Annotated in this window: 14 protein-coding genes; 11 read left to right on the top strand and 3 right to left on the bottom strand. The window is 66.4% G+C overall.

Features of this window, described 5'->3' with window-relative positions:
* Positions 1-17 precede the first annotated feature (17 nt).
* The 4 genes from AB4Y44_RS01195 to ggt all read left to right on the top strand — a co-directional run bounded on the left by AB4Y44_RS01195 (position 18) and on the right by ggt (position 4,083).
* Positions 18-836: an ABC transporter substrate-binding protein gene (locus AB4Y44_RS01195; protein WP_342919569.1), complete on the top strand. Its 819-nt coding sequence runs from the start codon at positions 18-20 to the stop codon at positions 834-836.
* A gap of 15 nt (positions 837-851) precedes the next feature.
* Positions 852-1,619, top strand: a complete 768-nt coding sequence (locus AB4Y44_RS01190; RefSeq protein ID WP_042265588.1) for an amino acid ABC transporter permease — start codon at positions 852-854, stop codon at positions 1,617-1,619.
* Position 1,620: 1 nt separating this feature from the next.
* A complete protein-coding gene (locus AB4Y44_RS01185; protein WP_133185447.1) occupies positions 1,621-2,421 on the top strand; it encodes an amino acid ABC transporter ATP-binding protein in 801 nt (266 codons plus the stop codon).
* 69 nt (positions 2,422-2,490) lie between these two features.
* Positions 2,491-4,083, top strand: coding sequence for a gamma-glutamyltransferase (gene ggt / locus AB4Y44_RS01180; RefSeq protein ID WP_368698472.1), 1,593 nt, complete (start codon positions 2,491-2,493; stop codon positions 4,081-4,083).
* 46 nt (positions 4,084-4,129) lie between these two features.
* Here ggt and AB4Y44_RS01175 read toward each other — a convergent pair whose 3' ends face one another.
* Entirely contained in the window at positions 4,130-4,576 is a 447-nt protein-coding gene (locus AB4Y44_RS01175; protein ID WP_133185444.1) for an SRPBCC family protein, read from the bottom strand.
* Positions 4,577-4,735: 159 nt separating this feature from the next.
* Between AB4Y44_RS01175 and AB4Y44_RS01170 the strand changes: the two genes are divergently transcribed.
* Positions 4,736-5,029 (top strand): hypothetical protein, encoded by a 294-nt coding sequence (locus tag AB4Y44_RS01170; protein WP_342919566.1) that lies wholly within the window; start codon positions 4,736-4,738, stop codon positions 5,027-5,029.
* Between the two features lie 273 nt (positions 5,030-5,302).
* Here the strand turns inward: AB4Y44_RS01170 and AB4Y44_RS01165 are convergent, their stop codons facing one another.
* Positions 5,303-5,611 carry a DUF4148 domain-containing protein gene (locus tag AB4Y44_RS01165; RefSeq protein ID WP_368698471.1) on the bottom strand — a complete coding sequence of 103 codons (309 nt, stop codon included), beginning with the start codon at positions 5,609-5,611 and terminating at the stop codon, positions 5,303-5,305.
* Between the two features lie 274 nt (positions 5,612-5,885).
* On the opposite strand from AB4Y44_RS01165, the gene AB4Y44_RS01160 reads away from it, so the two are divergent.
* From AB4Y44_RS01160 to AB4Y44_RS01135, 6 genes are all read left to right on the top strand, one after another.
* Entirely contained in the window at positions 5,886-6,140 is a 255-nt protein-coding gene (locus tag AB4Y44_RS01160) for a DUF2282 domain-containing protein (RefSeq protein ID WP_342919564.1), read from the top strand.
* A 40-nt stretch (positions 6,141-6,180) separates the two neighbouring features.
* Positions 6,181-7,029 carry a DUF692 family multinuclear iron-containing protein gene (locus AB4Y44_RS01155; RefSeq protein WP_368698470.1) on the top strand — a complete coding sequence of 283 codons (849 nt, stop codon included), beginning with the start codon at positions 6,181-6,183 and terminating at the stop codon, positions 7,027-7,029.
* The gene (locus tag AB4Y44_RS01150; RefSeq protein WP_368698469.1) at positions 7,026-7,805 is read left to right on the top strand and encodes a putative DNA-binding domain-containing protein; all 780 of its coding nucleotides are present in this window, start codon (positions 7,026-7,028) and stop codon (positions 7,803-7,805) included. Before AB4Y44_RS01155 ends, AB4Y44_RS01150 begins: the two co-directional genes overlap by 4 nt.
* 251 nt (positions 7,806-8,056) lie before the next feature.
* On the top strand, positions 8,057-9,571 hold the full coding sequence (locus tag AB4Y44_RS01145; protein ID WP_368698468.1) for a diguanylate cyclase: 1,515 nt from the start codon (positions 8,057-8,059) through the stop codon (positions 9,569-9,571).
* A 90-nt stretch (positions 9,572-9,661) separates the two neighbouring features.
* Positions 9,662-10,285 (top strand): DUF2239 family protein, encoded by a 624-nt coding sequence (locus AB4Y44_RS01140; RefSeq protein WP_368698467.1) that lies wholly within the window; start codon positions 9,662-9,664, stop codon positions 10,283-10,285.
* A gap of 370 nt (positions 10,286-10,655) precedes the next feature.
* The gene (locus AB4Y44_RS01135) at positions 10,656-11,960 is read left to right on the top strand and encodes a solute carrier family 23 protein (RefSeq protein ID WP_368698466.1); all 1,305 of its coding nucleotides are present in this window, start codon (positions 10,656-10,658) and stop codon (positions 11,958-11,960) included.
* 88 nt (positions 11,961-12,048) lie between these two features.
* Here AB4Y44_RS01135 and AB4Y44_RS01130 read toward each other — a convergent pair whose 3' ends face one another.
* A complete protein-coding gene (locus AB4Y44_RS01130; RefSeq protein ID WP_342919558.1) occupies positions 12,049-13,716 on the bottom strand; it encodes a Na+/H+ antiporter in 1,668 nt (555 codons plus the stop codon).
* Positions 13,717-14,007 lie beyond the last annotated feature (291 nt).

The following is a 14,007-nucleotide window of genomic DNA, read 5'->3' as shown; positions in this document are numbered from 1 at the left end:
CAGCCAGGAGCCTCTCGATGTCAGCAAATCAGTCCAAGCGTCTTCGTCTCGCCGCCTGCGCAGGCTTCGCGCTCCTCGCGCAGATTGCCGGCGTCTCCGCGGCGCAGGCCGCCGATCTGGGTCTCGTGAAAGGCGGCACGCTCACTTACTGTTCGAGTATGGACGCGCCGCCGCTCGCGTCCTACGACGAGAACCAGCAGCCGCGTGGCTTCTCCGTCGACGTGGCGCATGACGTCGCGAAGCAGCTCGGCAATCTCAAGGTCGAGTGGAAGGTCATGTCGTTCAGCGGGCAGATTCCGGCGCTCCAGGCGAAGCAATGCGATCTCGTGATCGGCCAGCTCTTCGACAAGCCCGAGCGCCGACAGATCATCGACATCGTCGACTACATGTATTCGAGCCAGTCGATCATGGTGCCGCGTGGCAACCCGCACCACGTGCGCTCGCTCGACGATCTCTCGGGCATGAAGGTCGCCGTGCTCAACGGCACGACCATCAGCACGCTGCTCGACAAGGAAAACGAGAAGCTCAAGGCTGCGGGCAAGCCGCCCATGAACATCGTCGTCTATAGTTCGGATGCCGATGCATTTCAGGCCTTCCGCCTGAATCAGGTCGATGCCTACGGCACCACCTCGGAAAGCGCCGCGCACTTCCAGCAGGTCTCGGGCGACATGTTCGAGGAGGCGGTTCCGGGCTTCAATCGCATCGCGACCGGTATTGGCGCGCGCAAGGGCGAGCCGCTTTCGCCGGCCGTGGCGAAGGCCGTGGCCGATCTCGTGAAGAGCGATCGCTACGGCAAGATGCTCGCCACCTGGAAGCTCGAAAACGATCGCCTGTGAGCGCGGGGTGACGCCATGAATTTCAGTTGGGAAATCTTCCGGAAATTCCTGCTGGACCCAAGCCCGGCGTATCTGCACGGGTTGTGGCTCACGTTCTCGATCAGCGCCTGCGCGATCGTGTTCGGCGCCACGCTCGGCCTGATCGTCGCGCTCATGCGGCTTTCGTCGAGTCTGCCCGTGCAGTATCTCGCGCGCGGCTATATCTGGGTCATGCGCGGCACGCCGTTGCTCATGCAGATCGTGTTCCTGTACACCGCGTTTGCCGCGGCGAACATCTTTCATTTTCACGATCTCGACTTCGGCATCATCTCGCTGCCCGGCAATATTCAGGCAGCCGTGCTTGCGCTCGGCATGAATTCGGCGGCGTATCAGGCGGAGATCATTCGCGCGGGTTTGAGTTCGGTGGACAGGGGGCAGTACGAAGCGTCGCGCTCGCTTGGCATGACTTCGGTGCTGCTCATGCGCCGGGTCGTGCTGCCACAGGCGTTCCGCGTGATCGTGCCGCCGCTCGGCAACGAGTTCAACGTGATGCTCAAGAACACCACGCTCGTGAGCGTGATCGGCGTGCCGGAACTGCTGCTCAGCACGCAGATGATCACCTCGGTGAACTTCCGCGTGTTCGAGCTATATCTCGTGCTTGGCATCTACTTCCTCGCGCTCACCACGCTCTGGGGTTTCGTGCAGCGGCGTCTCGAAGCGCACTTCGGCCGCGGCGAGGCGAAGCCGGCTGCGAATACGCGTCTGTTCGGCGCGCAAACGATGAAACTGCTGCGGGGGCGTTGACATGAACGAAGCACGCGAAATCGTCATCGAGGCGTCGGACATCCACAAGTCGTTCGGCTCGACCAAGGTGCTCAACGGCATTTCGTTGAGTGTCGCGAAGGGGGAAGTGGTGGTGCTGATCGGCTCGTCGGGGTCGGGCAAGACCACGTTCATCCGTTGCCTCAATCTGCTCGAGTCGTACGACAGCGGGCGGGTGCGCGTGAACGGCCATCTGCTCGGCTTCGTCGAGCGCCCGAACGGCACGCTGGTGCGCGACTCCGCGCGCCAGCTCGCACGGCAGCGCCGCGATATCGGCATGGTGTTCCAGCGCTTCAACCTGTTTCCGCACATGACGGCGCTGGAGAACGTGATCGAGGCGCCCATCCACGTGCTGAAGATGCCGCGCGAAGAGGCGATCAAGCAGGCAAAGGCGTTGATCGCCCGCGTGGGCCTAGCCGATCGCGCCGACCACTATCCGTCGCAGCTTTCCGGCGGCCAGCAGCAGCGCATCGCCATCGCCCGCGCACTTGCGATGCAGCCGAAGGTGCTGCTCTTCGACGAGCCCACCAGCGCGCTCGATCCCGAAACCGTAGGCGAAGTGCTACAGGTCATGAAGGAGCTTGCGGAAGACGGCATGACGATGGTCGTCGTCACGCATGAAATGGGCTTCGCTCGCGAGGTGGCCGATCGCGTGGTCGTGCTCGACCAGGGCGAGCTGATCGAAGAGGGGCCACCCGAGCGCATCTTCACCGCGCCTTCGCATCCGCGTACGCAGACGTTCTTGAAGCGCACGCTGCGAACGGCCATGCCCGCATCTGCGTAGGCAATAGCCGCAATGCTGCGTCACGTGAAATAACACATCATCAGGACACCAGAAGAGGAGAACGCTTCGATGCGTAACTTCGAAAGGCCGGGCCGCTCGCTCGTCATGGCTCGCAACGGCATGGCTGCGACTTCGCACCCGAGCGCCACGCTCGCCGCCGTCCAGATTCTCGCCGCCGGCGGCAACGCCATGGATGCCGCGATTGCCGCGTGCGCGGTGCAGTGCGTGGTCGAACCCGGCTCGACGGGCGTAGGCGGCGACTGTTTCGCGCTCTATTCGCGCGGCGGCACGGACGACGTGATCGCCTACGACGGTTCCGGCTGGGCCCCCGCCGCAGCGAGCGCCGAGCGTCTGCGCGCCATGGGCGTGGAAACCATCGCGCGTCATTCGCCGCACGCCGTCACGGTGCCGGGCGCAGTGGATGCATGGACCACGCTCCATCGCGATCACGGCCGTTTGCCGTTGCGCGACGTACTGGCTCCGGCCATCCGTTTCGCTGAAGAAGGCTACGCCGTCGCGCCGCGCACCGCGCACGACTGGGCGGCAGAAGTGGAAACGCTTTCGCGCGACGCCGTAGCGCGCACCACCATGCTCGTGGATGGCGCTGCGCCGCGCGCGGGCTCGACGCATCGTCAACCGCGCCTCGCGAACTCGCTGCGCGCCATCGCGGAAACGGGCCGCGACGCGTTCTACCGCGGTGCCGTTGCGGCCGATCTCGTCGCGCAGCTACAGGCGCACGGCGGACTGCACACGCTGGAAGACTTCGCCGAATTCCGTGGCGAATACGTCACTCCGATCCGCGCGAAATTCCGCGGCTACGACGTGATCGAATGCCCGCCGGCAGGACAGGGCGTGATCGCGCTGCTGTTGCTGCGCCTGCTCGACAAATACGACGCCGAAGGCAGCCCGCTCGACCCGGATCGTCTGCATCGCGAGATCGAGTCGGCGAAGCTCGCCTACGCGGTACGCGACGCCGTGCTGGGCGACCCGCGCCATGGCGGCGTCGATGTCGATCGCCTGCTTTCCGACGACTATGTGGACAGCCTGCGCAGCCGCATCGACCTCGAAAGCGTCCTCGACCCGGCCGCCGCGCTCACCCAGGTCGAGCACCGCGACACGGTCTACATCACCGTCGTCGATCGCGATCGCAACTGCGTGAGCTTCATCAATTCGTTGTTCTATCCATTCGGCAGCGGACTGATGGGCAAGGAGTCCGGCGTGATGCTGCACAACCGCGGCATGAGTTTCTCGGTCGAGCCAGGACACCCCAACGCGATTGCGCCGCACAAGCGTCCGATGCACACCATCATTCCCGGGATGGTCTCGCGTGACGGCCGCGTGCAAATGAGCTTCGGCGTGATGGGCGGCCACTATCAGGCCATGGGCCACGCGCACTTCCTCTCGAAGGTGCTGCATTACGGCCTCGACATGCAGGCCGCGATGGATCTGCCGCGCGTCTTTCCTCGCCCGGGCACTGGCACCGTGGAAATCGAATCGACCTTGCCCGCCAACGCGCGCGCCGTGCTCGCGGATCGCGGCTTCAGGCTCGTGCCCGCTGCGGGGCCGATCGGCGGATCGCAGGCGATCCGCATCGACTGGGAGCGGGGCGTGTTGACCGGCGCATCCGATCATCGCAAGGACGGCTGCGCGCTCGGGTATTGAAGCGGCACGCGGTCGAAAAGAAAGGGGCGCGAGCGCCCCTTTTTCGTCACTGCTTGATCTCGGCCTCGACCAGCTTCGCGAGCAGCGCCAGCGACTCCTGCCAGCCCAGATAACACGCCTCGACCGGAATGATCTCCGGTATGCCTTCCTGCACGACGGTCATTTCCGCGCCGAAGAACACCGCGCGCAGTTCCACCGTCGTCTGCATGGTGCCGGGCAGGTGCTGGTCTTCGAACACACCGGTGTAGCGCAAACGCTCGTTCGGCACGAGTTCGAGATATTCGCCGCCGAACGAATGACCGTGGCCGGCCGTGAAATTCTTGAACGACATCCGGTAGCGGCCGCCGACTTTCGCGTCGAGTTCATGAACCGTGCAGGTGAAGCCGTTGGGCGGCAGCCATTTCACGACTGCGCTCGCGTCGAGAAAGGCGCGATAGATGCGCTCGGGCGGCGCGCGCAGCACACGATGCAGGCGGACGGTGTTCGATGCCATATCTCAGCTCCCAGAGTGGTGGATGCCCTGCAATAGTAGGCCACCCGCCCGGGACCCATCGCCTAAACTTCCCAATACCGAATCAATACCGAACACCTGGCCGCATACCCATCGGCCGGATAGCCCGCAGCCGCCAACCCGCGGCACCCGGAGGCCACCATGAGCGCTCAACCGCTTGCGATGCATCAGGTCGACTACGAAGGCTTCGAGATTCACGTCAGCGCCACGCCCGCCGAAGAAGGCGCGAACCGCTACACCTATACGGCCTACGTTTGCCACCCCGGCGCGAATCCCGCGAAGCCGGGCCACACGGTCACTTACCACGCGGACGGCGACGAAACCTGGCGCAGCGAGCAGGACGCCACCGAAGAGGCGGTGCACGTGGGCCGCAGCATCATCGACGGCACGCACCCCGATCTTTCCGTGCTCTCGCTCGTCACCCACGGCTTTTAAGCCCTGCGAGTGCATCGCCTTCGCGCGCGGCCCGCGCTAAAAAACGGGCCGCATGCGTCGCGAGAGGGAAGGGGAAAAAGGCCCGGACCGCAGTCCGGGCAAAGCCACCGGATTTCCGGCGGCGGAGGTTTTCGTGGGCGTGCCGCTTATTTCTGCCGCGTGCGTTGCACGCGCGGCGCAGAAATGAACGGCGGGCCCGCTGTCTCCCAATCGGGAGAGCGGGCCCGCCTGGCGTTGCTCGCGTAGTGCGCCGGCACTACGTGTGAGCCGCGATTACTGGCCGAAGTAGGTCGGCTTGATGTTCGGTGCGCGGGTGCCGGTTTGGGCGCTGCCGTTCGTCGATGCGCCGTAGGCCGTGGCTTCTGCTGCGCCGTTCTGCTGGGCGACGCGCGCCTGGGCAGCCTGCAGGTCTGCCGGATAGTACGGGCTCGACAGGTTCGGGCGGTAGCCGGCCTTTTCCAGCTGGACCAGTTCGGCGCGAACTTGAGCACGCGTCAGGGGCGCTTGCTCGGCTTGTGCGAACGACAGGGCCGGAGCGGCGAGGACGGTAGCAGCGAGTGCAGCAGCGATCAGATTCTTCATGGTAACAACCTCCAAAAATTATATCGTCGATCCGTAACAATCATGTTGTTCGAACCGTTGATGACACTTTATTGCAGTGCACTTCAAAGAAAAATACCGCAATCCAGCAAACATCATTACGGTAATCGCAATAATTCTGGCTATCTTTGGCGCTTCGGCCGGGCCGAAAGCAGCCAGGTGGGGCAAAATAGGGCGCCCAGGGCCGCGCGGTGCGACGGCTGCGTCGCCCGATCGCTTGCTGCGAATCCCATTTCGACGTTCAAGGAGAAACGCCATGAAGAACTCTCTCGGCCGCCAGGCACTGATCGCCGCCGCGCTCGCGGGTCTTGCGACGGCCGGCGCGGGCGTGGCCCACGCGGACGACACCGTGAATTGCTACGGCGTCGCCAAGGCCGGCCAGAACGATTGTTCGAGCAAGACCGGCGTGCACGACTGCGCGGGCCAGGCCAAGGTCGATCACGACAAGGGCGACTTCAAGACCATGCCGAAGGGCACGTGCGAGAAGCTAGGCGGCACGCCGGAACAATGAGTCTCGCGGCTGAGGCGGCGCGCAACGCGGGATGTGCAGGATGAGCGCGCCAGGCGCACTCGGTGGCGTGGGCATCGGCCTGCGTCACGGGCACTACGAGGCCTTCATGACGGGGCCGCCTGCGGTCGACTGGATCGAAGTCCACAGCGAAAACTACTTTGGGGAAGGCGGCTACGACCTGCACGTGCTCGAAACCGTGCGCCGCGATTTGCCGGTGAGCCTGCACGGCGTGGGGCTCGGGCTCGGCTCGGCTGCGCCGCTCGATACGGTGCATCTGGCGAGGCTCGCGCGGCTCGTGGCGCGCATCGACCCCGCTGTGGTTTCCGAGCATCTATGCTGGGGCGCGAGCGCGCAAGGCGCGCGGCACGATCTGCTGCCGATGCCCCTCACGCAAGCCTCGCTCGATCACATGAGCGCGCGCGTCTCGCAGATGCAGGACGCGCTGCGCCGTACCGTGCTGATCGAAAATGTTTCGACCTACGTACGATTTCGCTGCGATACCTGGAGCGAGGCGGAATTCCTCGCGGCGCTCGCGCAGCGCACGGGCTGCGGCGTGCTGCTCGACGTGAACAATCTGTACGTGAATCAATGCAACCACGGTGAGGATCCACTGGCGGCTATGGCCGCACTGCCGCCGCAGATCGTCGGTGAGATTCATCTCGCGGGGCATCGCGTGACGCCCGCCGCCGTGATCGACGATCACGGTTCGCGCGTCGCGCCGGCGGTCTGGTCGCTGTACGAGGCCGCGCTCGAGCGTTTTGGCGCGCCGCCCACGCTCATCGAGTGGGACACGGCGGTGCCGGCGCTCGAGGTGCTGCTCGACGAGGTGCGTCTCGCGCGCGAACGCTACGCGAAGCACGCGCATCACGCAACGGAGCTGCGCTCATGACTGGGCGCAAGACGCTGGAAGCGACGCAACGAGCCTTCGCCGCCGCACTGGACGACCCCGGCGCCGATGAGGCGCTCGCCAACGAGCTGCTTCCCGCCGATGCCGCGCTGCTGCACGAGCGCATGGGCCTGTATCGCGGCAATGCGCGCGCGGCGCGGCGGCTTGCGCTCGCGAACGCGTATCCGGTGCTCGCGGCCCTGGCCGGGGAGGCCTGGTTCGATGCGCTCGCGCTAGCCTACGCACGCGCGCATCCTTCGCGCGATGCCGATCTGAACCGCTTCGGCGCCCAACTGCCCCAATTCGTCGAGCGTTACGAGACCGATGTACGTTATGCGTATTTCGGCGATGTCGCGCGGCTCGAATGGGCGCTGCACGCGGCCAGTTACGCATCGAACGCCACGCCACTTAACGCGCAGCAATGGAAAGCGCTCGGCGCGGAGCGTCTGGCGCAAGCGCGTCTCGCGGTGCATCCCGCCTGCGCCGCGCTCGCGTTACGCTTCGATGCCGTGGCGATCTGGCGGGCGCATCAGCCGGGCGGCGTCTGGCCCGAGCGGGTGGATGTGCCGTCGTGGGCGCTCGTGGTCCGGCCGCAATGGCGGCCAACGCCGCTCGTGCACACGCATGCCGCCCACGCGGCCTTTGTGGCGCTGCGCGACGGCGCCACGCTCGACGATGCGCTTGCACAAGCCTTCGACATCGACCCGGCTTTCGACTTCGGCGGCCAGTGGCGAGCGTGGATCGAGGCGCGCGCATTCGTCGGCGTGCGCGACGACTGACCTGCGGCATGACAAGCGCGCACGTAGTCGCACGATAAAGCAGAGGAATCCAAACTAACAAGGGAATGCGCCACTCGAAACACACATTATTCAGGAGAATAGGGCGCAAAATCGAGCCGCGCCCCAAACGTCCCCCTCGACCGGACTTGCCCGCATAGCCACGCGTCACATGCCATGCGAGGATGAATGCATACGCACAGCAGGCGCCCGGCAACCGGCGCCGCTGCAAGGCCAGCCCCCGAAGGCCCGAGATGATGATCCGCCGACCGAACGCCGTGCTTGCCATCGGCATTGCGCTGGCCGCAGTGCTGACGCTGATCGCCGCGTGGGTCATGGCGCAGATGCGGCACGACGCGCTCGCGAGCGCCCGTGCTTCCGCCTCCAATATGGCGCTGCTTTTCGAGCGCGACACGGCGCGCAATTTCGACGTCTACGACCTTTCGCTGCAGGCCGTCATCGACGCCATCGACGATCCGCGGCTCGCCTCGCTGCCTCCCGACATTCGCCAGAATGTGCTGTTCGACCGCTCGGCCACGGCGAAGAATCTCGGCGCGATCTTCGTCACCAACGCCGCGGGCGACGTGGTGTTCGATTCGCGCTCGGTGCCGCCGCGCGCGCTCAATGTGGCCGACCGCGACTATTTCATCGCGCAGCGCGACTCGCCGCACGTAGGGCTCTTTCTGAGCCACCCGTTCATTCCGCGCGACGGGCCGGCCAACGCGACCATCGGCATGAGCCGCCGTCTCTCGAACCCCGACGGCTCGTTCGCGGGCGTGGTGGTCGGCACGATGCGGCTCGATTATTTCCGGCAGCTCTTCAGCGGCGTGGACATCGGCACGAACGGCACGCTGGCGCTCACGCTCGCCGATGGCACGCTGCTCATGCGCCGCCCGTACGTTCCCGAGCTGATCGGCAAAAGCGTCGCGGAATCCGTGCTGTTCCAGCGTTTCCAGCGCTCGCAGGCAAGCGGCGTCTTCTCGCTCGGCCCGGTCGACCGCGTGCGGCGCTGGTTTGCGCTGCGGCGCGTGGACGGCTATCCGCTCGTGTTCAGCGTCGCTGTCGCGGCGGACGACATCTACCGCGAATGGCGTGTGCGCGCCTGGATCATCGGCACGCTCACGGCGGTGCTCGACATCTCGCTGATTGCGCTCGCGTTGATGTTCACGCGCCAGTTGCGTCAGCGTGGCGCCGTAGAGGCGGAGCTGCGCGTGCAGGCGGGCACCGATGCGCTCACCTCGCTCGCGAACCGGCGCGCCTTCGAAACCCGCGCGGACCACGAATGGGCGCGCGCACGCCGTTCGGGCAGCCCGCTCGCGCTCGCGCTGCTCGACGTGGACCGCTTCAAACTCTACAACGACCGCTACGGCCACCTCGCGGGCGACGGCACGCTCGTGGCCGTCGCGCACGCGCTCGGCGCACACGCACGCCGCGCGGCGGACTGTGCGGCGCGCTACGGCGGCGAGGAATTCGTGCTGCTGCTGCCCGACACGGGCGAGGCCCAGGCGCTCGCGCTGGCCGAGAAGGCGCGCGCCGCGATCGAGGCGCTGGCGCTGCCGCACGCCGACAGCCCGAACGGTGTGCTCACGGCAAGCGTGGGCGTGGCCTGCACGACCCAAAGCGCGTTTGCCGACTGGCGCGCGCTGACCGACGCCGCCGACGCGGCGCTTTACGCGGCCAAGCGCTCGGGCCGCAACCGCGTGGCGGCATGGCTGCCCGCCACGACCGACGACGCGCGCGGCACGGATGTCGAAGGCCGCTCCGGCTGACCGTGATCAAATTTCACCCGGATGATATTGCGCAATCTATTTTACCCGGGTAATATCCGTCCATCATTGGATACCAGGACGGAGAACACCATGGTGGTGGCGAACAACTGTACGGCATTTGCGGGCACGCGCCTGATCGCGCGCGGCGCGCCGCTTCAGGTGGCGCTGGCGGTCAAGGCGGAACTCGAGCGCGAAGGAAACGAAAACGGCGCAGCGTTGCTGGTCTTCGACGACCGCGACGCGCGGCCGCTCGAGTTCGATCTGCGCGGCACGGCAAAGGACATCGAGGCGCGCATCGTCGCACAGGCCAGTCGCGAGCAAAGCGCAGCCGTGCCGGACGTCATCGACGCAGCCGCCCCGGAAGACGCCCCGCGCGGCCGCGGCCGCCCGAAGCTCGGCGTGGTGGCGCGCGAGGTGACGCTGTTGCCGCGCCACTGGGACTGGCTCGGCGCGCAACCTGGCGGGGCCTCGGTGGTGTTGCGCCGGCTCGTGGACGCCGCGCGCCACGCGAGCGACGCAAGCGAACGCGTGCGCACGGCCCAGGAAGCCGCGCACCGCTTCATGACTGCGCTGGCCGGCAATCTGCCGCATTACGAAGAGGCGTTGCGCGCGCTGTACGCGGGCGAGCGTAGCCGCTTCGAAGCGGCGAATGCGCCCTGGCCGGAAGACGTGCGCGACTACGCGCGGGAACTGGCGCAAGCTGCATTCGCCTGAACGCGCGCAAGGCTCAAATTGCGCGGGCAAAAAAAACCGCTCCAGCGGGGAGCAGGAGCGGGGAAGTCGGAGAGTTACAACTTACCAACTCTGCATGAACTCTCGTGGGGGTCACGCAGCAAGGCCAGTCTAGATCCGGCATCCCGCCCTCAATATAGGAGGAGTCTGAAACTCCATTCGGTGTTGACTTCCTGACTCACGTCGACGGTTGCCGCGATTGCTTCGGACGCCCGACATCCGGCTTGCCACGCCGATTGCGGCTCCGTACACTCCCGCCTGACCTGCATCAAGGGCGGCCGTTGCATCGACGCGTGCGCGCCAACAATCAAAACCACAACCAGATCGCAAATCACGCCGACAAGAGGAACCCATGTCCGACTCCTATTTCCCCCGCTGGCGCGCGCAGACGGGTGACACCCGCGGCGTCGTGGCCCCCGACGAGCGCCTGCCCTGGCCGCAGATGTTCGCCATGGGCGTGCAGCACGTCGTCGCCATGTTCGGCTCGACCGTGCTCGCGCCGCTGCTCATGGGCTTCGACCCGAACCTGTGCATATTCATGTCGGGTGTCGGCACGCTGCTGTTCTTCGTGGTGGTGGGCGGGCGCGTGCCGAGCTATCTCGGTTCGAGCTTCGCGTTCATCGGTCTCGTGATCGCCGTGACGGGCTACGGCGGGCAGGGCCCCAATCCCAACATTCCGGTCGCGCTCGGCGGCATCATCGCGTGCGGCGTGGCGTATACGCTGATCGGCCTGCTCGTCTCGGCCGTCGGCACCAAGTGGATCGAAACGCTCATGCCGCCGGTGGTGACCGGCGCGATCGTCTGCGTGATCGGGCTGAATCTCGCGCCCATCGCGGTGAAGGGCGTGAGCGGCTCGATCTTCGACTCGTGGATGGCGATCGTCACCGTGCTTTGCGTGGGTGGCGTGGCCGTGTTCACGCGCGGCATGCTGCAGCGTTTGCTGATTCTCGTCGGCCTGTCGATCGCCTATGTGATCTACGCGATCGTCACGAACGGTATGGGCCTCGGCAAGCCGATCGACTTCTCGATCGTCGCGAACGCCGCCTGGTTCGGCATGCCGAAGTTCACCGCGCCGGTGTTCGACCTGCACGCCATGACGCTGCTCGTGCCGATCGCCGTGATTCTGGTCGCGGAGAACCTCGGCCACATCAAGGCGGTTTCCGCGATGACGGGCTACAACCTCGACCGCTATGTGGGCCGCGCGTTCATCGGCGACGGCCTCGCCACGATCGTCTCGGGCTTCGCGGGCGGCACGGGCGTGACGACCTACGCGGAAAACATCGGCGTGATGGCCGTGACGAAGATCTACTCGACGCTCGTGTTCGTGATCGCCGCGCTCATCGCACTCGTGCTCGGCTTCTCGCCGAAGTTCGGCGCCGTCATTCAGACGATTCCGGGCCCGGTGCTGGGCGGCGTCTCGATCGTCGTGTTCGGTCTGATCGCCGTGACGGGCGCGCGTATCTGGGTCGTCAACAAGGTGGACTTTTCGGACAACCGCAATCTGATCGTCGCCGCGGTCACGCTCGTGCTCGGTGCGGGCGACTTCTCGCTCAAGCTCGGCGGCTTCGGGCTGGGCGGCATCGGCACCGCCACGTTCGGCGCGATCATTCTCTACGCGCTGCTGCGCCGCAAACCGGCGCAGGAAGCGGCGGTTTAAGCCCCACCGCCTTACCGCGACATGCGGCGCCGGTCCTCGGCGCCGCGTTTTCCCTCTCCCAGTTTTCCGCTTTGCGCGAAGCGCGCCCTCAGTTGCGATTGCGCCCGCGCGTCGTCATCGCCGTTTCCGACAGATCGACTTCGCGCATCAGCTTCGCCAGCGTTTCGTCGTTGATCTGCATCTGGTTGCGCAGCTTGAGCAGCGTCGCGCGTTCGGCGCGCATGCCGGCGAGACGCATTTCCATTTCCAGCGCGTCCGAACGGCGCGCGTTCGCGCTGCGGTCGCGGTCGGCGTCGAGCGAGGCGAGGCGCCGGCGGTAGGCGTCCATCACGCGCGCGGTCGTGTCGGCGGCGTAGGCGGCCTGCGATTCGTCGAGATCCTCGCTGACCTTTTCGTGCACCGCATCCACGGCGCGGATGCCCGCTTGCGCCGCCTGGATGCGCGCCGCGCGCTCCTCGGCCGCGTGCGGTCCCTGCGCGCCGCGCCGCACGCCGCGCAGCAGGAGCGGCAGGCCCACGATCGCCACCAGCAGCGAGGCGAGGATCACGCCCGTCGCGATGAAAATGGCGCTGTCGCGCCCGGGCAGCGGGCTGCCGTTGGCGAGCGCCACGGGCAGCGAAAGCACGCCCGCGAGCGTCACCGCGCCGCGCACGCCCGCCACCGTGGTGATCGCCACGGTGCGCAGGCCCGGCACCGCGTTCGCCACGCCGTGACGCGCGGCGCCGCGGCTCGCCACCCAGCGCAGCAGCCACACCCAGCCGAAGCGCATGGCGTAGAGCGCCGCGAGCACGGCGGCGATATAGCCGATGAGGCGCAGCATCTGCACGTTGCTCGTGTGGTGTGCGTCGAGCAGCGCCTTGCCGAGAATGCCGGGGAACTGCAGGCCGAGCAGCGTGAACACCATGCCGTTGAAGACGAACTCGATCATCGACCAGGTGCTCGTGGCGCGCACGCGCGTCGACACCGGGCCTTTGTGCGCGACGCTCGTGAAGTTCATCGTCATGCCGGCGGATACGGCCGCGAGCACGCCGGACACCTCGAGATGCTCGGCGAACAGATACGCCGCGAACGGAATCAGCAAGGTGAGCACGACGCCGGGCGCGGGGTCGCCCTCTTCGGTCATGTTGAGAAAGCGCGCCGACACGAAGCTGAAGAGCCAGCCGATCGCCGCCCCCAGCGCCAGACCGCCCGCCGCGATCACGACGAAGCTGAGCGCCGCCGAGCGCAGCGAAAAGTAGCCGGTGAGCGCGGCCGCCACGGCGAACTTGAGCGCGACGAGGCCCGAGGCGTCGTTCATCAGCGCTTCGCCTTCGAGGATGTGCATGAGCTGCGCGGGAATGCGGTCCTTGCCGGCGATGCCCGAGAGCGCGACGGCGTCGGTGGGCGAAAGCACGGCGGCGAGCGCGAACGCCACGGGCAGCGAGATCTGCGGCACGAGCCAGTGCACGAAATAGCCCACGGCGACGACCGTCAGCAGCACGAGGCCGAGCGCGAGCATGAGGATCGCGCGGCGCTGCATGAAGAACTCGCGTTTGGGCATGCGCCAGCCGTCTGCGAACAGCAGCGGCGGAATGAACAGCGCCATGAAGATGTCGGGATCGAACGTGACGTGCGGATTCACGAGCGGAAACGTGAGCAGCGCGCCGATGCCGATCTGCACGAGCGGCAGCGGCAGCTTGAGGGGCACGGCGCGCGCGATGATGCCGGACACGGCGACAGCAAGCAGCAGGATGAGAACGGTGAAGAGAATGTCCATCGAAAAACGTAGCTGGGGCCAAACGGGGCCAAACAGGGCCAAACGGGACCAGGCGGGGGAAGCGTTGAAGAGGGACAGACGCCTCTTTTCACGCGCGGTGCGGCACTGCGTTCTGGCGCGCATTAGAGAGGGGCGCGCCGGTCGAGGGACAGTGTAGCCTGACGCGTCTGTAAGCCGCTGCGAAGCGCGCAGGGGCGAATGCGCGGCGAGCGCGCTTTTTGCCGAAAATGCGGCAATTTGTCCGCCCCGTGTGCGCCACCACCGAAGCAAAGGCGCGTGGAAAGGCGCACG

This window comes from Paraburkholderia sp. BR10937 (assembly GCF_040965695.1).
Lineage (GTDB): Bacteria > Pseudomonadota > Gammaproteobacteria > Burkholderiales > Burkholderiaceae > Paraburkholderia.
This window is presented reverse-complemented; position numbering and strand designations above follow the sequence as displayed.